This window comes from Micrococcus sp. HMSC067E09 (assembly GCF_001812555.1).
Classification (GTDB): Bacteria; Actinomycetota; Actinomycetes; order Actinomycetales; family Micrococcaceae; genus Micrococcus; species Micrococcus lylae.
Genome location: NZ_KV809417.1, coordinates 159,583 through 186,447 on the forward strand (window position 1 = coordinate 159,583; position 26,865 = coordinate 186,447).

The 26,865-nt window shown below is 71.8% G+C and carries 23 protein-coding genes and 1 pseudogene; 14 read left to right on the forward strand and 10 right to left on the reverse strand.

The genetic code is table 11. The features are described from left to right. Positions 1 to 48: 48 nt before the first annotated feature. Together HMPREF2863_RS02500 and HMPREF2863_RS02505 are read left to right on the forward strand one after the other, a co-directional pair. Positions 49 to 654: a hypothetical protein gene (locus tag HMPREF2863_RS02500; protein WP_067189356.1), complete on the forward strand. Its 606-nt coding sequence runs from the start codon at positions 49 to 51 to the stop codon at positions 652 to 654. Between the two features lie 245 nt (positions 655 to 899). After that, positions 900 to 2,387, forward strand: a complete 1,488-nt coding sequence (locus HMPREF2863_RS02505) for a hypothetical protein (protein WP_070637667.1) — start codon at positions 900 to 902, stop codon at positions 2,385 to 2,387. 95 nt (positions 2,388 to 2,482) lie between these two features. Here HMPREF2863_RS02505 and HMPREF2863_RS02510 read toward each other — a convergent pair whose 3' ends face one another. Continuing rightward, positions 2,483 to 4,228, reverse strand: coding sequence for a bifunctional 3'-5' exonuclease/DNA polymerase (locus HMPREF2863_RS02510; RefSeq protein ID WP_070637668.1), 1,746 nt, complete (start codon positions 4,226 to 4,228; stop codon positions 2,483 to 2,485). Positions 4,229 to 4,362: 134 nt separating this feature from the next. Between HMPREF2863_RS02510 and HMPREF2863_RS02515 the strand changes: the two are divergent. Then, positions 4,363 to 5,620 (forward strand): annotated as a pseudogene (locus tag HMPREF2863_RS02515) (sugar porter family MFS transporter). Between the two features lie 88 nt (positions 5,621 to 5,708). Here the strand turns inward: HMPREF2863_RS02515 and HMPREF2863_RS02520 are convergent. Beyond that, complete coding sequence (locus HMPREF2863_RS02520) at positions 5,709 to 7,034, reverse strand: dicarboxylate/amino acid:cation symporter (RefSeq protein ID WP_083315180.1); 1,326 nt, start codon at positions 7,032 to 7,034, stop codon at positions 5,709 to 5,711. Between the two features lie 221 nt (positions 7,035 to 7,255). Between HMPREF2863_RS02520 and HMPREF2863_RS02525 the strand changes: the two genes are divergently transcribed. Together HMPREF2863_RS02525 and HMPREF2863_RS02530 are read left to right on the forward strand one after the other, a co-directional pair. Further along, positions 7,256 to 8,731 (forward strand): sodium/glutamate symporter, encoded by a 1,476-nt coding sequence (locus HMPREF2863_RS02525; RefSeq protein WP_227718839.1) that lies wholly within the window; start codon positions 7,256 to 7,258, stop codon positions 8,729 to 8,731. Positions 8,732 to 8,773: 42 nt separating this feature from the next. Then, positions 8,774 to 9,190 carry a hypothetical protein gene (locus HMPREF2863_RS02530; RefSeq protein ID WP_070637671.1) on the forward strand — a complete coding sequence of 139 codons (417 nt, stop codon included), beginning with the start codon at positions 8,774 to 8,776 and terminating at the stop codon, positions 9,188 to 9,190. Positions 9,191 to 9,264: 74 nt separating this feature from the next. On the opposite strand, the gene HMPREF2863_RS02535 is transcribed toward HMPREF2863_RS02530, so the two are convergent. The 4 genes from HMPREF2863_RS02535 to HMPREF2863_RS02550 all read right to left on the reverse strand — a co-directional run bounded on the left by HMPREF2863_RS02535 (position 9,265) and on the right by HMPREF2863_RS02550 (position 13,573). Then, entirely contained in the window at positions 9,265 to 10,446 is a 1,182-nt protein-coding gene (locus HMPREF2863_RS02535) for a cysteine desulfurase family protein (protein WP_070637673.1), read from the reverse strand. Between the two features lie 69 nt (positions 10,447 to 10,515). Continuing rightward, positions 10,516 to 11,433 carry a carboxylating nicotinate-nucleotide diphosphorylase gene (gene nadC / locus HMPREF2863_RS02540; RefSeq protein ID WP_070637675.1) on the reverse strand — a complete coding sequence of 306 codons (918 nt, stop codon included), beginning with the start codon at positions 11,431 to 11,433 and terminating at the stop codon, positions 10,516 to 10,518. After that, positions 11,430 to 12,833, reverse strand: a complete 1,404-nt coding sequence (gene nadA, locus HMPREF2863_RS02545) for a quinolinate synthase NadA (protein ID WP_070637677.1) — start codon at positions 12,831 to 12,833, stop codon at positions 11,430 to 11,432. Before nadA ends, nadC begins: the two co-directional genes overlap by 4 nt. Further along, positions 12,830 to 13,573, reverse strand: a complete 744-nt coding sequence (locus HMPREF2863_RS02550) for an NUDIX hydrolase (RefSeq protein WP_070637679.1) — start codon at positions 13,571 to 13,573, stop codon at positions 12,830 to 12,832. The genes nadA and HMPREF2863_RS02550 overlap by 4 nt, the downstream gene beginning before the upstream one ends. Positions 13,574 to 13,726: 153 nt before the next feature. Here HMPREF2863_RS02550 and HMPREF2863_RS02555 point away from each other — a divergent pair, with 153 nt between their 5' ends. After that, positions 13,727 to 14,566, forward strand: coding sequence for an alpha/beta fold hydrolase (locus HMPREF2863_RS02555; protein ID WP_070637681.1), 840 nt, complete (start codon positions 13,727 to 13,729; stop codon positions 14,564 to 14,566). 153 nt (positions 14,567 to 14,719) lie between these two features. On the opposite strand, the gene HMPREF2863_RS02560 is transcribed toward HMPREF2863_RS02555, so the two are convergent. Further along, positions 14,720 to 15,673 (reverse strand): DUF808 domain-containing protein, encoded by a 954-nt coding sequence (locus HMPREF2863_RS02560; RefSeq protein WP_070637683.1) that lies wholly within the window; start codon positions 15,671 to 15,673, stop codon positions 14,720 to 14,722. 130 nt (positions 15,674 to 15,803) lie between these two features. Beyond that, positions 15,804 to 16,319 carry a ferritin gene (locus HMPREF2863_RS02565; RefSeq protein ID WP_070637798.1) on the reverse strand — a complete coding sequence of 172 codons (516 nt, stop codon included), beginning with the start codon at positions 16,317 to 16,319 and terminating at the stop codon, positions 15,804 to 15,806. A gap of 148 nt (positions 16,320 to 16,467) precedes the next feature. On the opposite strand from HMPREF2863_RS02565, the gene HMPREF2863_RS02570 reads away from it, so the two are divergent. Further along, entirely contained in the window at positions 16,468 to 17,061 is a 594-nt protein-coding gene (locus HMPREF2863_RS02570; protein ID WP_245829709.1) for a PACE efflux transporter, read from the forward strand. 18 nt (positions 17,062 to 17,079) lie between these two features. Here the strand turns inward: HMPREF2863_RS02570 and HMPREF2863_RS02575 are convergent, their stop codons facing one another. Then, positions 17,080 to 17,964 (reverse strand): patatin-like phospholipase family protein, encoded by an 885-nt coding sequence (locus HMPREF2863_RS02575; RefSeq protein WP_371327613.1) that lies wholly within the window; start codon positions 17,962 to 17,964, stop codon positions 17,080 to 17,082. 82 nt (positions 17,965 to 18,046) lie between these two features. Between HMPREF2863_RS02575 and tpx the strand changes: the two genes are divergently transcribed. Continuing rightward, on the forward strand, positions 18,047 to 18,547 hold the full coding sequence (gene tpx / locus HMPREF2863_RS02580) for a thiol peroxidase (RefSeq protein ID WP_067189334.1): 501 nt from the start codon (positions 18,047 to 18,049) through the stop codon (positions 18,545 to 18,547). A gap of 3 nt (positions 18,548 to 18,550) precedes the next feature. Then, entirely contained in the window at positions 18,551 to 20,149 is a 1,599-nt protein-coding gene (locus HMPREF2863_RS02585; protein WP_246828804.1) for a S1C family serine protease, read from the forward strand. Positions 20,150 to 20,266: 117 nt separating this feature from the next. Here HMPREF2863_RS02585 and zupT read toward each other — a convergent pair whose 3' ends face one another. Beyond that, a complete protein-coding gene (gene zupT, locus HMPREF2863_RS02590; RefSeq protein ID WP_070637687.1) occupies positions 20,267 to 21,064 on the reverse strand; it encodes a zinc transporter ZupT in 798 nt (265 codons plus the stop codon). 189 nt (positions 21,065 to 21,253) lie between these two features. Between zupT and HMPREF2863_RS02595 the strand changes: the two genes are divergently transcribed. The 5 genes from HMPREF2863_RS02595 to HMPREF2863_RS02615 are packed head-to-tail and all read left to right on the forward strand — an operon-like array spanning position 21,254 to position 26,865. After that, complete coding sequence (locus tag HMPREF2863_RS02595; protein WP_070637689.1) at positions 21,254 to 24,307, forward strand: DUF4040 family protein; 3,054 nt, start codon at positions 21,254 to 21,256, stop codon at positions 24,305 to 24,307. Then, positions 24,307 to 24,633, forward strand: a complete 327-nt coding sequence (locus HMPREF2863_RS02600; RefSeq protein WP_070637691.1) for a sodium:proton antiporter — start codon at positions 24,307 to 24,309, stop codon at positions 24,631 to 24,633. The genes HMPREF2863_RS02595 and HMPREF2863_RS02600 overlap by 1 nt, the downstream gene beginning before the upstream one ends. Further along, complete coding sequence (locus HMPREF2863_RS02605) at positions 24,633 to 26,186, forward strand: proton-conducting transporter transmembrane domain-containing protein (protein WP_070637693.1); 1,554 nt, start codon at positions 24,633 to 24,635, stop codon at positions 26,184 to 26,186. Before HMPREF2863_RS02600 ends, HMPREF2863_RS02605 begins: the two co-directional genes overlap by 1 nt. Next, positions 26,183 to 26,590: a Na+/H+ antiporter subunit E gene (locus tag HMPREF2863_RS02610; RefSeq protein WP_245232081.1), complete on the forward strand. Its 408-nt coding sequence runs from the start codon at positions 26,183 to 26,185 to the stop codon at positions 26,588 to 26,590. Before HMPREF2863_RS02605 ends, HMPREF2863_RS02610 begins: the two co-directional genes overlap by 4 nt. Continuing rightward, positions 26,587 to 26,865: a monovalent cation/H+ antiporter complex subunit F gene (locus HMPREF2863_RS02615; protein WP_082739608.1), complete on the forward strand. Its 279-nt coding sequence runs from the start codon at positions 26,587 to 26,589 to the stop codon at positions 26,863 to 26,865. Before HMPREF2863_RS02610 ends, HMPREF2863_RS02615 begins: the two co-directional genes overlap by 4 nt.

The window sequence follows — 26,865 nt, forward strand, 5'->3', positions numbered from 1 at the left end:
CTGAACCGCGGGCCCACCCGCACACCGACCGCTGCAGAGGAAGGTGCCATGCAGATCCGAGACCTGAACGACCTGAGAGCCGACCTGCTCGGCCGGGAAGCGGTGGAGGCCACGGCCCGGCGGCCGGTGGCGAACATCGTGGCGACCGTGCTGCTCTTCCTGTGGCCGATCGGGGTCGTCGGCGGGATCCTCATGATGGTCCTGGGCCGGAACGAGCCGACGCTGCCCGCCACGGGTGCGGTCATGATCGGCGTCGGCGTGCTCCTGCTGGCCGTGGCCTTGCTGCTGCGCCGCCATGCCCGCACCGCGCCCTGGCATGTGTGGCGGCTGGATCCGCAGGGCATCACAGTGGCCGGCGTGGGCCCGCTCCCGTGGGAGTACGTCGGTCCGCCGGAGAGGCGCCTGGTCCGCTCGGCCTACTCGGACGGACAGGAGCTCGGCTGGTGCCTGCCGCTCACCCAGGAGGGGATCGCCTGGATGCAGACGCTCGACGACGGCTGTCGCCAGGTCTTCGATCCCTCGCTCCGTCCGCGGCTGATGGTCATCGGCCGGCGGCGGCCTCAGGTGGTCCGCCTGATGCCGATGCGCGATGCGGACATGGGCGACTGGGTCGCCGTGGTGGGCGAGGCCTGGGAGCGCTTCGGCGGTCGGTGACGTGCAGGCACCTGCGGGGTGCCGTCGTCCGCGGACGCGGACGCTTCTCTCAGTCTGGTGTTCGGGGTTAAGCCGGTCCTGCGACCGGTCCGCGCCAATGCCACGGCCCGGTCACGATCCGCTGTGCGGGCGGCAGGACTGGACTGATGTGACCTTGTCCTGGCTAAGGTAAGGCAAGGTGGGCCCGCACACAGCGTGGTCCCTCAGCTCACAAGACGGCCCGCACGAGGGGAAGGACCGAACAGATGACGTTCACCGAGAAGACCGAGCTCCAGGACAAGGTTGAGCGCCGCCACGGAGCCAAGGCCTGGGCCGCGCTCGGCGTGGCCGCACTCATGTTCACGGCTGCCTGCAGCGACGGAGGGGACACCCCCGGCGACAATGGCGACGCGAGCAAGGACGCGCAGGTCGAGGAGACGGTCGACGAGAAGGACGACGACCAGAAGGACTCCGACGAGGACCAGAAGGACTCCGACGAGGACCAGAAGGACTCCGACGAGAAGGACGACAAGGACTCCGACAAGGACTCCGACGAGGACGAGGACGACGACGACGAGAAGGACGACGACCGGGACGACGACGCGTCGGGCGCCGAGGAGGAGCTCCGCGAGGCCCTCGAGGACCAGGAGACCTGGACGGAGCAGAAGGCCACCATGCGCGTGGACGCGTCCGAGGAGCAGATGCAGAAGATCGTGGATCTTCTCTCCGAGTCCGACGAGAACATGACCGAGCAGGACCGCAAGTCCCTCGAGGACGCCATGGACATGGTCCGCGAGGTGTCCGTGGAGTTCCAGGCCCGCTCCACCACGGACGCCCCGCTGGCGGACATGAAGGACCTCACCGGCCTCGACTGGTCCTTCGTGGCCGATCTGGGCAACGGACGCTCCGTGGAGATGATGGAGGTCGGCGAGTCCGAGTACTTCCTGCGTGCCGACGTCCTGGAGATCCTGCGTTCCATGGGCTCGGACGGCAAGCAGCAGGCCGAGCAGCTCGAGCAGTCGTTCAGCGACGTCCCGAAGGAGCAGGAGTGGATCGTCGACTTCGTCAAGGGCTCCTGGCTGGGCCTGGACAAGGCCCTCGGCTCCGAGTTCGACAAGGCCGTCTCTGAGGAGACCAAGCGCATCGAGGACGAGGCCGGGGACCAGAAGTCCGCCGACTTCGCACTGGACTACGCCGACGTCGAGAAGGACGGCGACGAGACCTATGTGATGAACGTCAAGCTCAAGGAGATGTTCGAGGACAACCCGGAGATGCTGGAGTCCGCCTTGGCCTCCACCTCCGAGTTCGACTCCGCCGAGTCGTCCTCCCCGTCCACTGACTCCTCCGCAGACGTGGACGAGGTCCTCGATTCCCTGAACGACAACACGTTCCCGGTGACCTTCACGGTCAAGGACGGCAAGGTCACGGCCGTGGAGATGGACGTCATGGACATCCTCGACGTCATCGAGCCTCCGGCCGACGCCGAGGAGGACGAGGTCAAGACCTTCGAGGAGATGAAGGAGGCCGAACTGCCGATCTCCGTGGAGCTCTCGGACAAGGCCGACAGCCTCGAGGTCCCGAAGGACGCCGTGGAGCTGACCGAGGAGGACTTCGAGAACGTGTTCGGCGCTCAGAACGGCTCCGGCTCGGGCTCTGACTTCGATTCGGGCTCCGGTTCCGACTTCGACTCGGACTCTGACTTCGGCTCCGGCTCCGACTCCGACTCGGATTCCGACTCCGACTCGGACTCCTGATCGGACTCCCCGCCAGGCCTTACTGGCCCTGACACGAGATCGCCCCGGGACCATGGTCCCGGGGCGATCTCGTCTGCCGTGCTCCCGTCCCGGGGCTACGTGGCGTCGGCGTAGGAGCGCACCTGCGCGACGGTCAGCGGAAAGGTGACCGGTGCGTCCGGGAAGAGCAGCCGGCCTGCGGCCTCTGCCGCCTCAGTCGCCAGTCTCCCGGCGCTGTCCGCCTCGTGCGTCGGGCCGTGCAGCACCACTTCATCGTGGACGAAGAACACCAGCTGCGTGCCCGGTGCCTCGTTGTGTAGCCGCCGGCGAAGCTCGCCCATCCAGCACAGGGCCCACTCCGCCGCGGTGCCCTGCACCACGAAGTTGCGGGTGAAACGCCCGGCCGCGCGGCGCAGGGAGCGTGCCCGTGACTCAGCGGCCCGGGTCTGTCTGTCCGCCACCGCGTCCAGCCAACGCTGCTCCGGCTGAGGGGACCACCGGCCGAGCCATGTGCACACCTGGTTGCCGGACTCTCCCATGGCGGCGGCGCGCTCGAGCAGGCCGATCGCCTGCGGGTAGAGCCGGCGCAGATGGGGGAGCAGGGCGGCAGAGTCGCCGGTGGTGGAGCCGTACATGGCACCGAGCAGGGCGATCTTCGCACGAGAGCGGTCGTCCAGGGCGGTTCCCCGGGTCCGCCCCTGCTCGGCCACCTCACGGTAGAGGTCCTCGGTGGTGCCGGCCCCGGCGAGGGCCGGGTCTGCGGACATGGCGGCGAGGATGCGCGGCTCCACCTGGGAGGCGTCGGCCACGGTGAGCACGTGGCCGGGGTCTGCGCGGACGGCGTCCCGCACCACGGCGGGCACCTGCATGGCGCCGCCGCCGTGGGCGGCCCACCGTCCGGTGACCACTCCGCCCACCAGGTAGCGGGGATGGAAGCGTCCCTCCTTCACCCAGCTGTCCAGCCAGTGCCAGCCGTTGGCGGTGTGCAGTCGGGAGCGGGCCTTGTACTCCACCAGGGCCTCGAGCATCCGTGCGCGCTCTTGCCTGAGGGTGCCGCCGGAATCGATCCACTGCTTCAGGTCCGACTGACGTGTGGAGTCCACGGTGACGCCGGCGTTCTGCAGCGCCCGCAGCAGAGACGGTGGGGAGTCCGGATTCAGGCCTGGGGCCCCGAGGTCCTCCGCCACCTGCTCGGCCAGCTCCTGCAGTCGGGCGGGACGCTCACCCTCGGCCGGGCGGGGACCGAGGATGTCAGTGAGCAGCGCGTCGTGCACTTCCGCGTCCCAGGGCAGGCCCGCTGTGTGCATCTCCTCGGCGATCAGCGCGCCCTGGGACTCCGCGGTGACCAGCATCCACAGCCGGTCAGGGCGGGCCGAGCCGCCGATCGCCTCCCGCTGGCCGCGGGCCTCGGCAGCGAGCGTCGGGGCGTCCGGCACCCCCGGCGAGGCATCCGCGGTCAGGTCGAAGAACGCGTCCTGCTCCGGTCCACGGCGTGGGGGCGCGGCGAGGGGGTCCGCTGGGACGTGCACGGGAATCTCGACCACCGGGGCGTAGGAGACCTGCGCTCCGCCGGCCGTGGCCGCGGTCCTGAGGATCCGCTGGGAAAGGGAGAGGTCCCAGGCACGGCGCACACGCAGTCCGGCGTCGAGCCAGGTGCCGTACTCGGCACCGACCGACGCCAACACCCAGCGGATGTGGTCCGCAGGCAGACGGAGGCGGCCGGGCAGAGCGTCCACGAGCCCGGCCACGGCCCCGGCGGGGCAGGAGTCCAGGGGAGCGGCGTCCCTGCCGTCCACGTCCAGGGCCCACCAGGTGCCGGGTGTGCCGGCGGAGGCGGGAGCGGGACCCAGGACGACGAGCATGAGCCTCATTCTGCCCTGGAGCCGGGCGGGGGAGGGGAATCGGGCGGCTTGCACGCCCGCGGACGCGCAGAGCACACTGTGCCGATGCACCGGCGCGCAGCGGGCCGCCGGGCGCAACCCTGAGAGGACCCACCATGACAGCGACCAGGTCCGGCGGCGCCGCGACGTCTCGTCTCAACGCCAAGGTGGTCGGCATCTCGGTCGCCGCCGCGCTCGGGCCTGGCGTTCGGCGTGGTGGACCTGATCATCTGGCGCGTGGTCGGCGGCCTGGGCGTGGGCGCCGCGTCCGTGATCGCTCCGGCGTACATCGCGGAGGTCAGCCCGGCCCATGTGCGCGGCCGCCTCGGCTCGCTCCAGCAGCTGGCGATCGTCCTCGGCATCTTCGCGGCGCTTCTGTCCGACGCACTGTTCGCGACGATGGCCGGAGGGGCGGCGCAGCCGTTCTGGTTCGGCATCGCCTCCTGGCGTTGGATGTTCATGGCCGAGGCCGTCCCGGCCATCCTGTACGGCGTGTTCGCCCTGAGGCTGCCGGAGTCCCCGCGTTATCTGGTCGCCCGCGGGCGCACGGACGAGGCGGCCGAGGTCCTGCACGAGTTCACCGGCGTGGACCGCGTGAACCTGATGATCGAGGACATCCGGCGTTCACTGGACTCGGAGCGCCGCGAGTCCCTGGCGGACCTGCGCGGCCCGCTGGCGGGGCTGCAGCCGATCGTGTGGATCGGCATCCTGCTCTCGGTCTTCCAGCAGGCCGTGGGCATCAACGTGATCTTCTACTACTCCACCACCCTGTGGCGGTCGGTGGGCTTCGGGGAGTCGGACGCCCTCACGGTCTCCGTGATCACCTCGGTCACGAACATCGCCGTCACCTTCGTCGCGATCGCCCTCGTGGACCGCGTCGGCCGCCGCCCCATGCTGCTCGCAGGTTCGGCCGGCATGACGGTCAGCCTCGGTCTGATGGCGCTGGCCTTCTCCTTCGCCCAGTCGGACGGTGCCGAGTCCGTCTCCCTTCCGGAGCCGTGGGCCACCGTGGCGCTGGTGGCCGCCAACGCCTTCGTGGTGTTCTTCGGCGCCACCTGGGGGCCGCTGGTCTGGGTGCTGCTGGGCGAGATGTTCCCGAACCGCATCCGCGCCGGCGCGCTCGCCGTGGCCGCCGCCGCACAGTGGGCAGCGAACTTCGCCGTCTCCACCACGTTCCCGTGGCTGGCGGACATCGGCCTGACCCTCGCCTACGGCCTCTACGCCGTGATGGCGGCGCTGTCCCTGGCCTTCGTGGCGGCCTTCGTCCCCGAGACCAAGGGGAAGACCCTCGAGGAGATGAGCGACGTCGTCGTGCGCTCCCCGGGGCAGCGGCGCGCGGTGCGCGCCCAGGCGGAGCAGGACCTGCGCGGCTGACCGGCCCCTGCACGACGACGGCCCCCTCCCGGGAAAGAGGGGGCCGCCGTGCGTCGGGGGCGGGTCGGCCACAGGCCGATGAGGCCGCTCAGGCGGAGCCGGGGCGGTCTCCGGGGGCCGGGCGGCCGTCGTCGGGGCCCGAGGCGGGGGACGTGTTGTGCGTGGCGGGGTCGGCCGCCGCACGCGCCTCGGCCTCCTCGTCCCCGCGGCGCTCCAGGTCCTCGACCTCGTCCTCGGAGTCGCCGGTGAGGCGGTCTCCGGCGATGCGGTCGACGATCAGGGCGATCGCGCCGTCGCCGGTGACGTTGGTGGCGGTGCCGAAGGAGTCGATGGCGATGTAGGTGGCCACCATCAGCGCCACCTGGGGCTCGGTGAAGCCCAGCATGGAGGACAGCAGGCCGGAGGCTGCCACGATCGCGCCGCCGGGCACGCCGGGGGCGGCCACCATCGTCACGCCGAGCATGAAGATGAAGCCGATCATCAGCGGGACGTCCACGGAGCCGCCGGACAGGATGATCACCGCCAGGGAGAAGGAGACGATCTTCACGGTCGAGCCGGCCAGGTGGATGGTGGCGCAGAGCGGGATCACGAACGAGGCGATCGGGCGGCGCACGCCGGTCTTGATGGACTGGCGCAGGGTCACCGGGATGGTGGCGGCGGAGGAGGAGGTGCCCAACGCGGTGGCGTAGGCCGGGAGCATGGTGGCCAGGGCCTTGAACGGGTTCTTCCCGGCCACCGCCCCGGCAACCAGGAACTGGATGAGCAGCAGGACGACGGTCAGGCCGAACACCAGCAGGATCACGCCGAGGAAGGTGGAGATCACCTGGAACACCTCGCCGGCCACGGTCATGTTCAGGAACACGCCGAAGATGTAGATCGGCAGCAGCGGCACGATCACCGCGGCCACGAGCTTCTCGATGATCGCGCGCAGCTCCACGAAACCGGCGTGCAGGGTGCCCTTGGGCAGCAGGGTCATGCCGACGCCCAGGACGAAGGCCAGCAGCAGGGCCGCCATGACGTCGAACGGCGGGGTCATGGCGATCTCGAACGCCGGTCCGGTGAGGGCGTCCTCCGGGTTGGCCATGTCCGTGAAGGATCCCGGGGTGAGGATCAGCGGGAACACCAGCAGGCAGACGGCCAGGGCCATCCCACCGCCGAACAGGGTCGAGCCGTAGGCGATGCCGCCGGTGAGGGCGAGCCACTTCCCGGCACCGCGGCCGAGGTCGCCGATGGCCGGGGCGACGAGGGCCAGGATCAGGACGGGGACGATGAAGCCGAGGAACGCGGAGAAGACCCCGTTGAAGGTCGCGAAGACGACGACGAGCCAGTGCGGTGCGACGAGGCCGACGAGCACGCCGAGCACGATGGCGATGAGGACCCGGGGCAGCAGCCCGATGCGGTGCAGAACAGACATGGCGGCCACCCTACTCACCTGTGACCCGGAACACCATATTTTGTTCAACACATCGCCTGCGGGGCGGCCTGGCCTGCCGTGGACGCCATGCGCCGGTGCCCATGCGGCTGATGTCTCTCGGCTGAGAGCTTCCTGGTAGCGTGACCTGAGCGACACTCCGTGTGCCGGGTCCGGGGCGTCGGTCCCGCATGAGGAACCCGGCCATGAGTCAAGGGGTGCCCATGGAACTCGAGATGACCCCGGGCGTCATCGGCATGTCGCTGCTGATGCTCGGCATGCTGGCGGCGGTCGGCATGTACCTGCGCGCGAAGCTCCGGTTCACCCAGCGGCTGTTCCTGCCGGTCGCGCTGATCGCCGGCCTGCTCGCGCTGCTGCTCGGTCCCGAGGTGCTCGGCCGCATCGCCGGCGCGCTGGGCGTCGAGTCCTTGGAGGCCGGCGGTCTCTTCGGAGAGACCGTGATCGAGGTCTGGTCCACGCTGCCGGGCATCCTGATCTCCGTGGTGTTCGCCACGATGTTCCTGGGCTCGCGCATCCCATCGCCGAAGTCCGCGGTCCGCCTGCTCGGCCCGCAGCTGTCGCTCGGCATCACCTTCGCGTCCGGCCAGTACGTGGTGGGCATCCTCGCCGTCCTGCTGATCCTCGGCCCGCTGTTCAACGTCGGGCCGGAGTTCGCGGCGCTGCTGGAGATCGGCTTCGAAGGCGGCCACGGCACCGCGGCTGGCCTGCAGAGCCAGTTCGAGTCCCTGGGCTTCGACGAGGGCTACGACCTCGCCCTCTCGATGGCCACCGTCGGCCTGGTGTCCGGCATCCTCTTCGGCGTCGCAGCCGTGAACTGGGCCGCCCGCAAGGGTGTCTCCACCTCCCTGGACGCCGGCCAGGAGCTGTCCCTGGACGAGAGGATCGGCTACTACGCCGCCGTCCGCGACGAGGACCGCCCGGCCGCCGGCCGCCTGACCTTCCGCGACTCCGCGGTCGAGTCCTTCACCATCCACCTCGGCGTCGTCGGCCTGGCGGTGCTCATCGGCTGGCTCGGCCTGGCCGCCTTCCAGTGGGTGGAAGAGATGCTCTGGATCGACACCATCGAGATCTTCGGGCACGTGCCGCTGTTCCCGCTGGCCATGCTCGGCGGCGTGCTCGTCCAGATGGTCCTGGACCGTTCGGAGACCCTCCACGGCCTGGTGAACCGCGGCATGATGGAGCGCATCCAGGGTGTCAGCCTGGACCTGCTGATCATCGCGGCCCTGGCGACCCTGTCCCTGCAGGCCGTGGCGGACAACCTGGCACCGTTCGCCATCCTGGCGGCCCTCGGAATCGTCTGGAACCTTGTGGTGCTGTTCGTCTTCGCCCCGAAGTTCATCCGCACCTACTGGTTCGAGCGCGGCATCGCGGACTACGGCCAGTCCCAGGGCGTGACCGCCACCGGTCTGCTGCTGCTGCGGATGGCGGACCCGAAGAAGGAGACCCCGGCCTACCAGGGCTTCGGCTACAAGCAGCTCGTGTTCGAACCGTTCTTCGGCGGCGGCCTGGTGACCGCGCTGGCGATCCCGTTCCTCATCCAGGGCGGCCCCTACCCGTTGCTCGCCATCATGGGCGTCCTGCTGATCGCGGCGATCCTGGCCGGCTACCTGTACTTCGGCCGCAGCTCCCGCTTCGACCTGGGCGCGGACGGCGAGCCGGTAGAAGCCTCGCGGGGCTGAGCCGCAGCACCGCAGACCACTGATCCCGGAGGGGGAAGCCACATGTCCGTTCCCGACTACTTCGACACCAGCACCGACGAGGGCCGCCGCGCCGCCGCCCGCCACCGCCCGGACGCGAAGGCCTGGTTCGGCCTGCCGATCCCGCTTGTTCTGGGCGTCGGCGTCGGCCTGCTCGGCTTCGTGATCACCGTGAGCGCGACGACCACGCGCTCCGTCAACGACGTGGTCACCGTGTGCCGCCACACGGACTTCTCCGCGTGGCTCTGGGCGGCCGCCACCGCGGTGCTCGGCCTGGTGGGGCTGGTCCATGGGATGCGGGAGAACCCGAACTGGACGGCCCCGCGCTGGGCGCTGTGGGCGATGGTCGCCGCCTGCGCGGTCATGGCAGTCCTCCACGTGCTGCGGGGGCTCGGCATGATCGGCGATCCCTGCGTGGACCTGATCGACATCCGTCCCTGACGGGCCCGGCCCCACGACGACGGCCGCTCACCTGGGCAGGTGCGCGGCCGTCGTCGTGCAGGCGGCCGCATCGCTCAGCCGAGGCGGCGGACCGCCTGGATGCCGGCGACCACCGCGGCGGCGGCCTCCTCGAGCTCGGCCTCGGTGGTGTGCGGGCCGAAGGTGCAGCGCAGGGAGGACTGGGCGGCCTCGGAGTCCAAGCCGAGCGCGGCGAGGACGGGGGACGGGCCGGCCAGGCCCGCGGAGCAGGCGGAGGCCACGGAGCACAGCACCCCGCGGGCCTCGAGCTCCACGAGCACGGCCTCGCCGGTGACCCCGTCGATGAGGAACGAGGCGTGCTGCGGCAGGCGATGCTCCGGGTGGCCGGAGAGGCGGACGCCGTCCACGCCCTCCAGGACGCGGGCGATGAACCGGTCCCGACGGGCGGCACGGGCGGCGGCGCCGACCTCGCCCGGTGCGGTGCGCTCGGCCTCGGCCAGGGCCATGGCGGTGCCCATGGCCACCGCGCCGGCCACGTTCTGGGTGCCGGAACGGCGGCCGGACTCCTGGCCGCCGCCGGTGAGCACCGGCTCCAGCGGCAGGCGCGGTCGGATCCAGAGGGCGCCGACGCCCTTGGGGGAGCCGACCTTGTGGCCGGACACGGACAGGGCGTCCACTCCCAGGGCCGCGACGTCCAGGTCCAGCTGGCCGGCCGCCTGCACGGCGTCCGTGTGGATCGGCACGCCGGCCTCGTGTGCCACGGCGGCGAGCTCGGCGATGGGCTGGACGGTGCCGATCTCGTTGTTGCCCAGGTGGACGGACACCAGGGCGGTCTCCGGGCGCAGGATCCGGCGCAGGTCCTCCGGGTCCACCCGGCCGGTGGAGTCCACGGGGAGCAGGTCCACCTCGATGCCGTGGATCCGCTTCAGGGAGGCGGCGGTCTGGCGGACGGCGCCGTGCTCGATCGCGGTGGTGACCAGGCGCAGCGGGGCGTCCAGGGTGCCCTGGCGGCGGGCGCGCAGCAGCTTCGGCAGGATGATCCCCTGCAGGGCGAGGACGTCCGCCTCGGTGCCGCCGGAGGTGAAGACCACCTCGGAAGGACGGGCACCGAGGACCTCGGCCACCTGGCCGCGGGCCTGCTCCAGGCCGAGTCCGGCGCGACGGCCGAGCTCGTGCACGGACGAGGGGTTGCCGAAGTCGCCGGTGAGATAGGGCCACATGGCCTCCACCGCCTCGCGGCGGACGGGGGCGGTGGCGGCATGGTCGAGCAGGATCACGTCGGTTCCCCTCCCAGGTGTGCGGCACCGTTGCCGCGCGTCGGTGATGATGCGGGTGCGGACAAGTCCTCAGCCTGCGGCGTCCTCCGGGCCGCCGGTGGCGCGGCGCTGCGGCGTTCCGGGGGAGACGGCGGCGTCGAAGCCGATGTCCAGGGCCCGCACCGAGTGCGTCAGGGCGCCCACGGAGACCACGTCCACGCCGGTGGCGGCCACCGGGCCGACGGTCTCCAGGGTGATCCCGCCGGAGGCCTCCACCACGGCCCGGCCGTCGACGAGGGCGACCCCGGCCCGCAGGTCCGCGAGGCTGAAGTTGTCCAGCATGATCGTATCCGCGCCCGCGGCGAGCACGGGGGCGATCTGTTCGAACCGGTCCACCTCGACCTCCACGTGGACGGTGTGCGGCAGGCGGTCCATGCCGGCGCGCAGGACGGCGGTGACCTCTTCGTCCGAAGCGCCCTCCGCGATGCCCATGGCGGCCCAGTGGTTGTCCTTGACCATCACGGCATCCGACAGGGACATGCGGTGGTTGTGCCCGCCGCCGTCCCGCACCGCCTGGCGGTCCAGGACGCGCAGGCCCGGGGCGGTCTTGCGCGTGTCCGCGATGCGGGTGTGCGCCCCGGCGGCACGGACGGCGTCCACGTACCGCGCCGTGGCGGTGGCGATCCCGCACATGCGCTGCAGCAGGTTCAGGGCGATGCGCTCGCCGCGCAGCACCGCGCGGGCGGGGCCGGAGACCTCGGCCAGCACCTGCCCGGCGGCGAAGCGGCCGCCGTCGCAGGCATTCAGCGTCACGGACACGGCCGGGTCCACGAGCATGAAGACCTCGGCCAGCACCGCGGCGCCGGAGAACACGCCGGCCTCCCGGGCCACCACACGGACGTCCATGACGGCGTCCTCGGGCACGAAGGCCTCGCCGGTGACGTCGCCCCAGGGGGCGTCCTCGGCCAGGGCACGGGCCAGCACCTCGCGGCGCAGGGCGGCGGTCACTGGGCGGCTCCCGTGGTGGAGGGCTCGGTGCCGGCGGGGGCGGACCCGTTCCGGGGACCGGCCCCCGCGGGAGTCGCCGGCGGGACGACCGCGAGCATGCGCTCCAGGGCGGTCCGCGAGTGGGCCTGCACTGCGGAGGGGACCTCGATGCGGTTGACCACGCGTGAGGCAACGAGCTCCTCGAGCACCCAGGCGAGGTAGCCGGGGTGGATGCGGTACATGGTGGAGCAGGGGCAGATCACCGGGTCCAGGCAGAAGATCGTGTGCTCCGGGTGCTGCGCGGCCAGACGCTGCACCAGGTTGATCTCGGTGCCGACCGCGAAGGTCGAGCCGGCCGGCGCCGCCTGGATCGCCTTGACGATCGCGTCCGTGGAGCCGGAGGCATCCGCGGCGTCCACGACCTCCATGGGGCATTCCGGGTGGACGATCACCTGCACGTCCGGGTGCTCGGCGCGGGCCTTCTCGATCTGCGCCACGGTGAAGCGGCGGTGCACCGAGCAGAAGCCGTGCCAGAGGATGACCTTCGCGTCCTGCAGCTGCTCGGCGGTGCTGCCTCCGAGCGTCTGCCGCGGGTCCCACACCGGCATCTGCTCGAGGCCGATGCCCATGGCCTTGGCGGTGTTGCGGCCGAGGTGCTGGTCCGGGAAGAACAGCACCCGCTGCCCGCGCTCGAACGCCCACTCGAGCACCTGGGCGGCGTTCGAGGAGGTGCAGACGATGCCGCCGCGGGCGCCCACGAACGCCTTCAGCGCGGCGGAGGAGTTCATATAGGTCACCGGCAGCACCGGCTGGCGCCCCTGCTGATCCGGCTCGGTGCCGTAGAGCTCCTCGAGCTGGGCCCAGCAGTCGGTGACGGAGTCCACGTCCGCCATGTCCGCCATGGAGCAGCCGGCGCCCAGATGGGGCAGGATCACGGCCTGCCCGTCCCCGGAGAGGATGTCCGCGGTCTCGGCCATGAAGTGCACGCCGCAGAACACGATGGCCTCGGCGTCCGGGTGGGCGGTGGCGGCGCGGGCGAGCTGGAAGGAGTCGCCCACGTAGTCGGCGTGCCGGACCACCTCGTCGCGCTGGTAGAAGTGCCCCAGCAGGACCACGCGGTCTGCGAGCTCGGCCTTGGCGGCGGCGATGCGCTCCTGCAGCTCGTCGTCGGAGGCGGTGCGGTACTCGGCCGGGATCTCCCCCTGGCGGGGCATGTCGGACGGGGCACGGTCCTGCATGGAGGAGCCGGGGCCGTAGCCTCCTCCGGCCTCCCACGGCGGCAGCAGCAGGTCCTCGGTGCAGGAGGCGGTTCCGGCAGGCCGGGAGGGCAGCAGGGTCAGCTGCACGGGCACCGACGGCGTCGTCGGAGCGGCGGGGGCCGCGGGGGCGGCCTGTCCGGTGTTGGGGGTCACGGCGGTCATCGGTCGGTCCTCTCGTCAGGGCGCGGGGCCGCGTCGGGGGCGGCGGTGGGGGTCGTCGATGTGGGCGGGCGCCTCAGCGCGCGCGTCGCCTCGGGCGCGGCGAAGCGGTAGAGCCGCGGCGGACGGTAGGGGGTTCCGGTGCGCACGGTGCCGGTGTCCTGCACGGACGGGTCGCCCAGGGCGGTGCGGCGAAAGTTCGCGGCGTCCAGCCGCTCGCCGGTGACGGCCTCGTGCGCCGCGCGCAGCTCGCCGAGCGTGAACTCGGTCGGCATAAGGGCGCCTGCCACGGCGGGGTCGTCCAGGCGGCGGGCCAGTGCGGTGCGGGCGGCGGCCACGATCTGCGCGTGGTCGAAGGCCAGGGCCGGTACGCGGTCCACGTCGAACCAGCGGACGTTCCAGCCCTCGCGGTCCGTTCCGGAGGTCAGGGCCCAGTGGGCGAGCGTGAGGACGCGTCCGGTGGGGGAGCGGTCCACGGCGCCGAACACGGCCAGCTGTTCCAGATGGGCGGGGGAGACGCCCACGGTCTCCGCCGCCACGGCCTCGGCGGTCTCGTCCACGTCGGCGTCGGCCTCGAGCCAGCGGCCCGGCACGGCCCAGCGGTCCAGGAAGGGGGCGCGGGTGCGGGGGACGAGGGCCACGTGCAGGGCGGTGCGCCCGGAGCGGTCCGTGCGCAGGCTGAGCACCGCCGTGGACACGGCGGCCCGGATCAGGGCCGCCTCGGCGGCGCGGTCGGCGGTCATGGGGTGGTGGTCTTCCTGGGTCGGCGGGCGTGCGAGGACGCGGTCGGCTCCATAATGTCGCGCAGACCATATGAATTCGAGGCCATATGTGTCAGTAGGACCATAAGACGTCTTCGGTGCCGTCCCGACGAGCACGGCCGCTACCCTGTCCCCGTGACCTCCGCAGACACCTCCCGCACCGATGCCCCCGACGCCCCGCTGGCCTCCACCGTGGTGGGGGACGGCCCCCGCCGCGTCGCCTTCGTCCACGGCCTGATGGGCCGGGGCCGCAATTTCAACGGCATCGCCCAGGCGTTGTCCGACCAGTTCACGGTCGAGATGATCGACATGCCGGACCACGGCCAGTCCCCGTGGACGGACGGCGTGGACTACCGCAGGATCGCCGACCGGCTCGCCGACCACCTGCGCTCCGGTCTGGCCGCCGACGGGCCCGTGCACCTGGTGGGCCACTCGATGGGCGGAAAGGTCGTCATGGCGCTGGCCCTGCGCCACCCGGAGCTCGTGGATCGCCTCGTGGTGGTGGACATCTCCCCGCGCACCGCGGCGGCTGCCACGGACGAGTTCGTCCACCTGCTCGGCACCATGCTGGAGATGGACCTGGCCTCCTTCCGCACCCGCTCGGACGCGGACGCGGCCATGGCGCAGAAGGTCCCGGACGAGCGCATCCGCGGCTTCCTGCTGCAGAACCTGCGCCGGGACCACGGCCACTTCGCCTGGCAGCCGAACGTGGAGATGCTGCTGCGAGACCTGGAGGTGATCGGCTCCTTCCCGGAGCCGATGGTCGAGGCGGACCCGGACCGCACCTACGACGGCCCGGTCCTGTGGATCGGCGGCGCCGACTCGGACTACATCCTCGACTCGGACGTGCCCCGCATGAAGGAGCTGTTCCCGCGCGCCGTGCGCGTCACCATCCGCGAGGCCGGGCACTGGGTCCACGCGGACCAGCCCGGCCCGTTCGTGGACGCGGTCCGGCACTTCCTCACCCAGGACTGAGCCGAAGCGGACCGGCTCGCACACGGCATCCGTCCCCCACACGGCATCCGTCCCAGGAGACGGGACGACGACGGTCCCCTCACCTCCGCCGAGGAGTGCACGGAAGGTGGGGGGCCCGTCGTCGTGGGCCTGCCGGGAGGCGGGCCGGCGGTGTCAGTGGGCGGTCTGGTTCTCCTGGTCCTTCGTGCCGAACACCTTGCCGGCCGCCGTCACGACGCCCAGGACCACGGTGCCCCAGAGGAGCCCGACGATCGCGGAGCCGAGGGTCTCGGCGACCCAGCCGACGAACGCGCCGGCGGCCTCCGCCACCGGCTCGGTGAGGTGGTGCAGGAGCTCGTAGGGGGCGTGCAGGCCCAAGAGGTCGAGCTCGACGAGCACGATGTGACCGCCCACCCAGAGCATCGCCACGGTGCCGACCACGGTGATCACGCGCAGCACATGCGGCATGCCCTTCACCAGGGTGGCGCCGAAGCGGCGGCCGCCGTCCGTGTGGCCGTCGCGGAGCATGTGCAGGCCGATGTCGTCCATCTTCACGATCAGTGCCACGGTGCCGTAGACGCCCAAGGTGATGGCGATCGCGACCACGAAGAGGATGATCGCCTTCATCCAGATCTCCTGGTCCGCCACCTCGTTCATGGAGATCACCATGATCTCGCAGGACAGGATGAAGTCGGTGGTGACGGCGCCCCGGACCACCTTGTCCTCCGCGTCGGCGCCCTGCTCGACCGCGGGCTCCTTGTCTGCCGAGTGGTGGCCGGTGATCTTGTTCCAGACCTTGTGGGCACCCTCGTAGGCCAGGAAGGTGCCGCCGGCCAGCAGCAGCCACGGCAGGATCCACGGAGCCAGCCAGGACAGCAGGAGCAGGGCGGGGAGGATGATGAGCAGCTTGTTGCGCAGAGAGCCCTTGGTGATCTTCCAGATCATGGGCAGCTCGCGCTTCGGGTCCACGCCGGTCACATATTGGGGGGTCACGGCGGCGTCGTCGATCACCACGCCCGCCGCCTTGGTGCTGGCCCTGGCGACGCCCGCGGCCACGTCGTCCGCACTGGCAGCGGCCAGGCGCGCGAGCGCTGCGACGTCGTCCAGCAGTGCGACGAGTCCGCTCATGGTTCCTCCTGATGGGACGCAGGGCGGGCCCGGTGCCGCGCCGGGAAAAGCATAGCGGCCGCCCGGGAGGGTCCCGGACGGCCGCCGCGTGGTCGGCCGGGGTGCTCGTCGCCCGGCCGCCGACGGTGGGTCACTCGGCCTCGGTGGTCTCCACCGGGCGGGCGCCGAGGCGCTGGTCGATGCGCAGCAGGCCCGAGCCGTCCTCGCCGACCAGGCGGAGCTGGCCGATGATCTCGGACACGGTGGCCTCCTCCTCGATCTGCTCGTCCACGAACCAGTTCAGCAGCGGGCGGGCGTTGAGGTCGCCGGCCGCGTCGGTGGCGCGGTAGAGCTCGCGGATGGCCTCGGAGACCTTCTGCTCGTGGGCCAGGGCGGCCTCGAAGATGTCCAGGGCGGTGGCGTCGTGGGACACCTGCGGGGCATTGATGGTGCCGATCTCCGCGTAGGCGTCGCGGTCGGTCACGTGGTCGATGAACTTGTTGGCGTGGACGATCTCCTCGTCCGCCTGGCGGCGCAGCCAGGTGGCCATGCCGGTGAGGTCCAGGTTGTCCGCGGCGATCGCCAGCTGGCGGTACACGATGGACGCCTCGAGCTCGAGGGTGATCTGGTCGTTGAACTTCTTCAGCAGGTCGTCGGTGAGCTTCATGACGCCCACAGTAGACCCGCCGGCCGGCGGCCGAAAGCCTGGTGAGGCTCACCTGAGCCGGGTCGCCCGCTGCGTCCCGGTCCCCGGCAGGCTAGGATGGCGGGTCGGCCTGCGCGCCGCGACCCGTCCCCTGTTCGAGAGAAGCACAGTGACCGACCCGAACTCCGCTCCCTCCTGCCGTGCGGCGGCCCGCGACGACGTGCCGCTGGGGCCCGGCGGCCGCCCTGCATGGGCGCGGCGGCGGGTGTTCCGCAGCCCAGGCACCCGCCGCGTCGTCTACGCCGTGGTGTTCGAGGTGCTGGCGGTGCTGTTCGTGACCGTCCTGCTCACCCTGGTGGGCAAGGAGGCGAACTCGTCCCTGGTGCTGGCGATCGCCAACTCGACCATCGCGCTGCTGTGGAACCTGGCGTTCAACACGATCTTCGAGGCGTGGGAGCGCCGCTCCGGGACCACCGGCCGACCGCTGAGGGTGCGGGTGGCGCACGCCGTCCTCTTCCAGTTGGGCCTGGTCTGCATGCTTGTGCCCACCGTCGCGTTCATCCTGCAGGTGAGCCTGGGGGAGGCGATCGTGATCGAGGGCGGCCTGCTGGTGTTCTTCTTCCTCTACACCGCGGTCTATGCGTACTGCTTCGACTCCGTCTTCGGCCTGCCGGACTCCGCCTCCGAGCCGCCGGCGGGCACCTCCACCGCCCACCCGGCCTCCGGCGTGGACGTCCTCACCGGCCCGATCGACCGCGTCTGAGGTCACCGGCGCCGGGACTCAGCCGTCCAGGCCGAGGAACTCCTTGATGGCGGGCAGCTCCTTGGCGAACTGCTGCCGGCCGAGCTCGTGGGCGGCGGCCAGCTTGGCCACGTTGCGCTCGCCGTTCTGCACCGGCATGTGCTCCGGTGCGAAGACGTAGGCCGTGCCCGCACGCTCCATCTCGAACAGTCGCTCGCGGGTCTCGTTGTACCGCTTCCAGCGGGTCGTCAGCCCCTCGGCCACGGCCGGGTAGCGGCGGAAGTAGGTGCGGTAGAAGCCGGGGAACCGCTCGGGCCGCTTCACATAGGACCGTTCGCGGGTCAGGATGACCAGCTGCTTCTCGTACCCGGCCTGCGCGCCGGGGGTGAGCGGGATGCCCCCGTCCACGCCGAGCGCGCCGTCCACCCAGGTGGAGCCGGCGAGCTTCACCGGCGGCATGAGCACCGGCATGGTCGAGGATGCACGGACACGGACCATGAGGTCGTCCAGGGTGTGCACGTCCTCGCGGCCCCACCAGACGGTCTGCCCGGTCTCGGCGTCGAAACCGCCGATCGCGAACCGGGCCGGGTTCGCCCGGAACGTGCCGAAGTCGTAGGGGAGGGCCTGCCCGGGGCGGCCGGCGTGCTGGTAGATGTACTCGGCCGCGAACAGCCCCTGGCCGCGGATCCAGGTGCGCCACGAACCGAAGCGCGGGTCATCCGCGAAGTCCACGAAGCAGGCCCGTGCCCGGCGGGCGTCCCGGGACAGGTAGTTCGCCGTGTTGGACGAGCCGGCGGAGATGCCGGACACGAAGTCGCAGAAGATCCCCTCCTCGATCAGCCCGGACACGACGGCCGAGGTGAGGGAGGCCCGCATTCCGCCGCCTTCGAAGACGAGGGCGGTGTCCGTGACGGTGCTCCGGATGCGGGCGCGGTCCTGTTCGCCCTCGGGGGAGCCGGACTGCGATGAGGTGTTCCCTGCCACGTCCACATTCTAGGGTGGACCCATGGCTGACATCACCTTCCGCTCCACCCCCGTCACCACCGTCGGCGAGCTGCCGGCCGTGGGCGCGTCCGCCCCCGCCTTCGAGCTCGTGGGCCAGGACCTCGCCGCGATCAGGCTGGCCGACCTGGCCGGAAAGACCGTGGTGCTGAACATCTTCCCGTCGGTCGACACGGGTGTCTGCGCGACCTCGGTGCGCACCTTCAACCAGCACGCCGCGGGACTGGAGGACACCGTGGTCCTGGCCGTCTCGGCGGACCTGCCGTTCGCCGCGGCCCGCTTCTGCGGTGCCGAGGGCATCGAGAACGTGCTGCCGGGCTCGACCTTCCGCTCCGACTTCGGCGACGTCTACGGTGTGCGCATGCAGGACGGCCCCCTCGCCGGCCTGCTCGCCCGTTCCGTGGTGGTGATCGGCCCGGACGGCACCGTGAAGCACACCGAGCTCGTCCCGGAGATCGCCCAGGAGCCGGACTACGAGGCCGCCCTGGCCGCCGCGCAGGCCTGACCCATGCCCCGCCGTCGTCCTGAGTCCCGCCGCGGCCGAGCCCCGCAGGACCCGTACGCCTACCTGGGTTACGGGTCGTCTGCGCGCGCGGACGGGGACCCTGGACGGCCCGAGGGGCCGCTGGACGCCTATCGCAGGCACGACGACGGCAGCTCGCCCTGGCAGGGCGACGGCCGCTTCGGCGGCGGCTCCTTCGGTGCGCAGCCGCAGGGCAGCCCGTACGGTGCGCAGCCGCAAGGCGGCCCGTACGGCGGTCCCTCTGGTGGCGGCCCCTACGGCGCACCGCCGCAGGGCGGCGCGTACGGCGGCCCCTCTGGTGGCAGCCCGTACGGCGGTCCCTATAGTGGCGGCCCGTACGGCGGCCCCCAGTACGCCATGGGCGGGTATCCGCCCGGCAGGCCGCCGAGGCGGAAGAAGTCCTGCGGCCGGATGCTCATCACGGCCGCCGGTGTGGTGGGCGCGCTGATCCTGGCCGGCGGCGGCGCGGGCTTCGCCGTCAGCGAGCTCACGGACCGGATCGAGGCCGAGCAGCGGCAGCAACAGCAGCACCAGTCCCAGGGCGCCCCGCGCGGCACCGAGCAGCGCAGCCTTCCCTACGAGGACCGCGACCCGGAGGAGTGGGTGCAGGCCCTCACCGAGGTGCACGAGGGCGTCGTGGTGGACTGGGAAGCCCCGCCGCACCGCGGCCGCGACCTGGACCGCGGCCAGACCGTCATGGAGGCACCGGGCGTCCTGCTCGTGGACACCCAGCTGTCCGGGGCGATGGGCACCGGCACCGGCATCGTCCTCTCGGAGGACGGACTGGCCGTGACCAACTACCACGTCGTGGAGGACTCCTCCCGCGTGCGCGTCACCGTCTCGGACACGGGCCGGAAGTACACCGCCACCGTGCTCGGCCGTGACGCCGAGAACGACATCGCCGTCCTCCAGATGGAGGATGCCGAGGGACTCGAGACGGCCAGCCTCGCCGCCGGGGACCCGACGCCGGGGGACGCGGTGGCCGCCGTCGGCAACGCCCGCGGGCAGGGCTACCTGACCAGCGTCCGCGGCGAGGTCCTCGGCCTTGACCGCTCCATCTACGCCGCACCCGAGGGGAGCGAGGACTACTCCCGGCTCACCGGCCTGATCCAGACGGACGCGGACGTCGTCCCCGGGTACTCCGGCGGCCCCATGGTGGACGCGGACGGCCAGGTGGTCGCCGTGTCCGTCGCCGCCAGCTCCGGGACCACCTCCAGCGAGGTCGACGGCTTCGGCATCCCCCTGGACGTGGCCCTGGGCGTGGTGCAGCAGGTGCTCTCCGGCGAGGAGACGGACACCGTCTCCATCGGCGCCGACGGCGCGCTGGGCATCATGATCAGACCCGGCGAGGACGGCGTCGTGGTCGTGGACGTGGACGAAGGCTCCTCCGCGGACGAGATCGGCCTGCGTCCCGGCGATGTGATCGTGGCGGTGGACGGCCACTCGGTCGGCACCAGCGCCTCGCGCCTGTCCCGCATGGTGAACGACCGCAACGTGGGCGAGCGCATCACCGTCAAGTGGATCACCGCCAACGGGCAGGTCCGCGAAGAGGAGACCGTCCTCCAGGAGGCCGTCGTCAACTGACGCCCGCTCTGCCGCGGTGACCGGCCATCGTCGGGCGCGACCTGCCCGGCGGCCCTGTGACGGCGGCCGGCTCGGGGGAGGCGCCGTCGTCGGGCAGGAGCCGCGCGGAGCCGCGGGTCAGGGGAGCATGTCCAGCGAGACCATCATCGCGACCATGCCGATGAGCATGCCCGCCAACGCGACCCGGGCGCCGCCGGCCTCGCGGGCGGCCGGCAGCAGCTTGTCCACGCTGATGACCACCATGATCCCGGCGACCGCCGCGAAGAGCATGGACAGCAGCGCCTCGGTGAGGATCGGGGCGAGCAGCAGGTATCCGACCAGGGCGCCGACCGGCTCGGCGATGCCGGTCAGGGCCGCCCAGCCCAGGGCCTTGCGGCGCGACCCGGTCGCCTGGCGGACGGGCACGGCCACGGCGAGGCCCTCCGGGACGTTGTGGATGGCCATCGCGACGGCCAGGGCCAGGCCCACCTTGGGATCGGACAGGGTTGCGGCGAAGGTGGCGAAACCCTCCGGCAGGTTGTGCAGGCCGATGCCGACCGCCGTGACCAGGCCCAGGCGCATCATGCGGCGGTCGCGGCGGGTGACCGGGGCGCCGTCCTCACGCTCGTCGAGGTCGATCCGGTCCGGCAGGAACCGGTCGATCGCAAGGAACGACCCCACACCGGCCAGGAATCCGACCAGCATGACGGTGCCGGCCCAGGTGCCGAAGTCCGGCACGAGGCCGTCGGTCGCCTCGGGGATGATCTCCATGAAGGAGACGGAGACCATGACGCCGCCGGCCAGGCCGAGCCCGAGCGCCAGTCCGCGTGGTCCGGGTGTGCGCCCCATGACCGCAAGGACGCCGCCCAGGACGGTGGCGACGCCGGCGAAGACGGTGAGACCGAGGGCCGTCAGGACGGGGTCGGACGGTGGCACGGCAGGCTCCTTCTGCGGTCGGCGGCGGCGGTCGTCGGCGAGCGGTGGGGAGCCGAGGATGTGTGACTGTCATCACAGCTATGTGGCTGTGTGGGGCCCTGGCGACAGCTTCATCCTTCGCGCGCGCACGAGGGCACCCTACCCGACGTGTCTTGGGGGCCACAGTCGCCTTTGGCTAGGCTGGGAGCCATGCCCGCACTCCTCACGCTCTGCGTGCTTGCGGGAGGCCTTCTGCTCACCCCGGTCGTGGCACGGCTGACGCCCCGCGCCACCGGGTGGTTCCTGGCCGCGGTCTACGCCGTGGCCGCCGTCGTCTTCGCACCGGCGTTCGGCTCCCTCACCGGGACCGGCGCCGCGTACACGTGGTCGATGCCGTGGATCCCCGCCTGGGGAGTGGAGCTTTCCCTGCGCACGGACCCCATCGGCGCCCTGTTCACGCTGCTCGCGCTCGTGATCGGTGCGATCGTGCTCGTCTACGCGGTGGCCTACCTCGGCCCCGGACGCCACCTCGGCTTCTACCTCGGCATGGCGATGTTCACCCTCGCCATGGTGGGCCTGGTGACCACCGACGACGCGGTCGTGCTGTTCCTGTGCTGGGAGCTGACCTCGCTGGCCTCGTTCCTGCTGATCGCCCGCTCCGGACGTGCGGCCGAGGCGCCGTCCATGCGCACCCTGCTGATCACCTTCGTCGGCGGGGTCAGCCTGCTGGCCGGCCTGGCGATCGCCTCCGTGGCCGCCGGCACCACGCGCGTCTCCGAGATCCTCGCCGCGGACGTCTGGGCCGGCAGCCCGGGCCTGACGTCCCTGGTGGCCGTGCTGCTCGCCGTCTCCGCGATGACCAAGTCCGCGCAGTTCCCGTTCCACTCCTGGCTGCCGGACGCCATGGCCGCCGCCACCCCGGTCTCCGCCTACCTGCACGCCGCGGCCGTGGTGAAGGCAGGCATCTTCCTGCTGCTGCGCTTCTCCCCCCTCTTCCACGCCGTCCCGGCCTGGTCCTTCCTGCTGGTGGCCGCCGGCCTGGCCACCGCGCTCGTCGGCGGACTGCGTGCCGTGCAGCAGACCGACCTGAAGAAGCTGATGGCCTATTCGACCGTCAGCCAGCTCGGCCTCATCGTCGCCGCGATCGGCACCGGCACCGCCGTCGGCCTGGCCGCCGCCGCGCTGCACACGCTGGCGCACGCCGTGTTCAAGTCCGGCCTGTTCATGTCCGTCGGCGTGATCGACCACGCCGGCGGCACCCGCGACCTGCGGCACATGCCGGCCCTGCGCGGCCAGGCCCCCTTCGCCCTGGTGCTCACCGTGATCGGCGCCGCCGCCATGGCCGGCGTCCCGCCGCTGCTCGGCTTCGTGTCCAAGGAGAAGGTCCTCACCGCCATGCTCGAGTACGGCGAGGGCGGCGCCGGGGGAGCGGCCCCCGCCTGGGCGGGCCCGGTCGCCCTGGTGCTGGCCGCCCTGGCCTCCGTCCTCACCGTGGCCTACTGCGCCAAGATCGTGGTCGGCGTGTTCTTCGACGAGCCGCGCGAGCAGGCCCCCGAGCCGCTGCATCCGCACGCCCCGTCCGCCCTGCTGGTCGGCTCCACCGCCGTCCCGCTGATCGCCACCGCCGTGCTGGTCTTCTTCCTGGCCCCGATCAACACCCTGGTCGGAGCCGTCGGCACCGCCGCCGAAGGGGCCGCCGAGGTCCAGGACCCGCACCTGTCCCTGTGGCACGGCGTGAACGCCGAGCTCGTCACCACCGTGATCGTCCTGGCCCTGGGTCTGGGCACCCTCGCGATGCGCCGCACCCTCTGGCCCGCCCTCGAGGGCCTGCGCCTGCCCGCCTCCGGCGCCGGCGTGGTGGAGGGCGCCCGTGCCGGCCTGGAGCGCGCCGGGGCCTGGCTCATGGCCCGCACCGCCCACGACCATGCGGGGCCGCACGTCGCGGCCATCCTCGTCTTCCTGTCCGCCGTTCTGCTCGGCGGCGTCGCCGGCCTCATCGCCGGCGGCCACATCCCGCCGGTCGTCGAGGGCATCAACCGCTCGATCGACGCGGTCCTGCTCGTGCTGCTGGCCGTCGCCCTGTTCGCCGTGGTGCGCAGCCACACCCGCCTGGGAGCCACCGTGTCCCTCTCGGCGGTGGGCATCCTCATCACCGTGCAGATCCTCTCGCTCGGCGCCCCGGACGTCGCGCTGACCCAGCTGCTCGTCGAGTCGCTCACGATCATCGTGATCATGCTGGTGCTCCAGCGCCTGCCGAAGACCTGGGGCTCCTCCGCGGCCTCCCGCCGCCGCCCCACCCGCCAGCTCGTGCCGGTGCTCGTCGGCCTGGCGACCGGCCTGGCCGCGTTCGCCGCGGTGTGGGCCCTCAACGGCCGCCGCGAGCGCTCCGAGGTGGGCACCTACCTGCTCGAGGAGACCTACCCGCTCTCCCACGGCCTCAATGTGGTGAACGTGATCCTCGTGGAGTTCCGTGCCCTCGACACCCTGGGCGAGCTCACCGTGCTCGGCATGGCGGGTGTGGCCATCGTCGCCATCCTGTCCACCCTCCGCTCGGCGAAGCTGGACCCGGCCACGCGGACGATGTCCGCGGTGGAGGCGAGCACCTTCGACTCCGGCGAGCCCGTCCTCGGCTCCGACACCGCGCGCCGGGCGATCCTGAACCCCTGGGCCAACACCGCTCAGCTGCAGCTGATGCTGCGGGTGATCCTGGTGATCATGCTCGGCGTCTCGGCCCTGCTGTTCTGGCGTGGACACAACGAGCCGGGCGGCGGCTTCAACGCCGCGCTCGTCGGCTCGGCCGTGGTCGGCCTGATGTACCTGTCCACCTCGAAGGACCGCCAGATCGGCCCGCCGCGCATGCCGCTGTACTTCATCGGCGGCGGCGTCATGCTGGCCACCGCCACCGGCCTGTGGAACATGGCGGCGACCGGCACCTACATGCAGCCGCAGGGCGCCGAGATCCTCGGCCAGCACCTGTCCACCGCCATGGTCTTCGACGCCGGCGTGTACCTCGCGGTGATCGGCCTGATCCTCGTGGCCGTGAACGTGCTCGGCGTCGCCCGGCAGTCGACCACGGGCGCGGAGACCATGCGCGAGCGTTTGGACGAGGCCGTCGAGGGCGAGCTGTCCGGGCCCATGGACACCGTCCACGGCGAACGTCCGGACGAGATCCCGCCGACCACCTCCTCGATGCACGTGGTGAGCCCGCGTTCGCAGTACATCTCCTCGGGCACCCGACCGCCGGAATGGGGGCATGACGCATGATGATCCTCGCCCTGACCGTGGGCCTGCTGATCGGCACCGGCGCGTGGATGGTGCTGCAGCGGGAGATGGTGCGCGCCATCTTCGGCCTGACGCTCATCTCCCACGGCGTGAACCTGCTCCTGCTGACCACGGGCGTACCCGCCTGGCGCCAGGAGCCCCTGACCGACGGGGCGGACATCGGCCAGGTGGCCGACGCGCTGCCCCAGGCGTTCGTGCTCACGGCGATCGTGATCTCCATGGCCTCGTCCATCCTGATGCTGGCCCTGGCCGTCATCGGCCGTGACGACGACCAGACCGTGCCGCCCGAGACCGGAGAGGACCACTGATGGCCGTCGCCGAACTCCTGCCGCTGTTCGTGGCGGTGCCGCTGCTCACCTCGGGCCTGTCCGTGGTGGTGCGCAGCCGTGCCCTGGACGCGGTGCTGTCCGTGGCCGTCCCGCTGGTGTCCATGGCCGCCGCGATCGCCCTGCTGGTCCACCACGGGTCCCATCCGCCGATGGCCGTCAGCGTGGGCGCCTTCGTCCCCGGCGTGGCCATCCCGTTCGTCTCGGACACCCTGTCCGCGCTGATGATCGTCGTGACCTCGCTGTCCACCGCGGTGGCCGCCTGGTTCCTGATCCTCACGCGGGAGTACCGCTACCGCTTCGTGCCTGCCCTGACGCTCATGACGTTCGCCGGCGTGAACGGCGCCCTGCTCACGGGCGACCTGTTCAACCTTTTCGTGTTCGTCGAGGTGATGCTGCTGCCGTCCTACGCGCTGCTCGCCGTCACCGGCTCGTGGCGTCGCCTCGGCATCGGCCGCATGTTCGTGATCGTCAACCTGGTCACCTCGGCCGTCCTCGTCTCCGGCGTGGGCCTGGTCTACGCCTCGGCCGGTGCGGTGAACCTCGCGGTGCTCCAGGGCGCCGCGGCGCAGGACCCGCGCGTGGCCCTGGGCGTGTCCGTCGTGCTGGTCGCCCTGCTGGTCAAGGCCGGCGTGGTGCCCGCCTACGGCTGGCTGCCGCGCGCCTACCCGGGCACCTCGGCCGGGATGATGGCCCTGTTCGCCGGCCTATACACGAAGGTCGCCGTCTACGCGGTGCTGCGCATCGTCTACGTCGTCTTCGCCCCGCAGCACCGACCGTACGACCTCGCCACCCACCCCCTCACCTGGGTGCTCGGCGTGCTGGTCGTCGCCACCATGCTGGTGGGCGCCGTGGGCTCGCTCGGTGAGAACCGCGTCCGCGGGGTCATGGCGTTCCAGATGACCGCCGGTGTGGGCCACATCCTCATCGGGGTGGTCCTGGCCTTCCCGGCCGCCGTGGGCGCCGGCGTGTTCTACCTGGTGCACCACGTGGTCACGATGTCCGGCCTGCTCACCCTCACCGGCTCGGTCGAGCTCACCTACGGCCAGTCGCGCATCGACCGCCTCGGCGGCCTCGTCAGGCGCGAGCCCGTGATCGCCGTCGGGATGGCCCTGGGCCTGCTGTCCCTGGCAGGCCTGCCGCCGACGTCCGGCCTCTGGGGCAAGTGGGGCCTGATCTCCGCGACCGCCGAGGCCGGGCAGCATGGCCAGGCCGCGTGGGGCTGGGTCATGATGGCGGGCATCCTGCTCGCCTCCGTGGCCACCCTGATGGCCCTGCAGCGCCTCTGGACCGGGGCCTTCGGCGGCGACGAGCTGACCCACATGCGCCCGGACGTCGTCACCGGCGGCCGCGGCCCGGACACGGTCCTGCCGGCCGACGTGCGCGTGGCCCCCCGCCTGATGGCCCCCGGCCTGCTCATGATCGGCCTGTCCGTGGCGCTCTTCGTGGCCGCTGGCCTGGTGATGCCGTTCGTCGAGCAGGGCGTGGCCGGGCTGTTCGATCCGACCGACTACGTGAAGGCGGTGCTCCCGTGACCGACATCCGTCAGACCCGCCCGCCGCAGGGCGGACGGCGGTGGCGCTTCCATCTGGGCCACGCCGTCTCCTATGTGCTGTGGCTGGTGAAGGAGGTCATCGCCGGTTCGTTCCAGGTGGCGCGCAAGGCCGTGACTGCCGGCCCCTTCGCCACGCCGTCGATCATCCGGTACGACCTGCGCTGCGAGCGCGACCTCGAGGTGACGTGGATGGCCAGCTCCATCACCATCACCCCGGGCACGCTCGTGGTGGGCACCGCGCACGGCACCGACACCGAGCCGGTGACCCTGTTCGTCCACTGCGTCTTCGACCAGGACCGCGAGGAGGTCGTCGCCGGCCTGCGTGAGATGGAGGACCGGCTGCTGCGCATGCTGCGCGGACCGCGTTGGGAGGAGGCCTCATGAGCGTCGACACCGTGATCACCGTGGGCGTCGTCGCCACGATCGCCGTGCTGGCCGTCGCGTTCGGCCTCGGCATCCTGCGCATCCTGCGCTCCGAGACCAATGCCGAGCGGGCCGTGGTGGGCGACCTCGTGTACTTCGCGTCGATCGGCATGCTCGCCGCGGCGGGCCTGGTCTTCCACTCGGCGGTCGTCCAGGACGTGGCCCTGCTGGCGGCGTTCCTCGGCATCCTCGCGACGGTCGCCCTGAGTCGCATCCTGACCCGAGGGGAGCGCTGA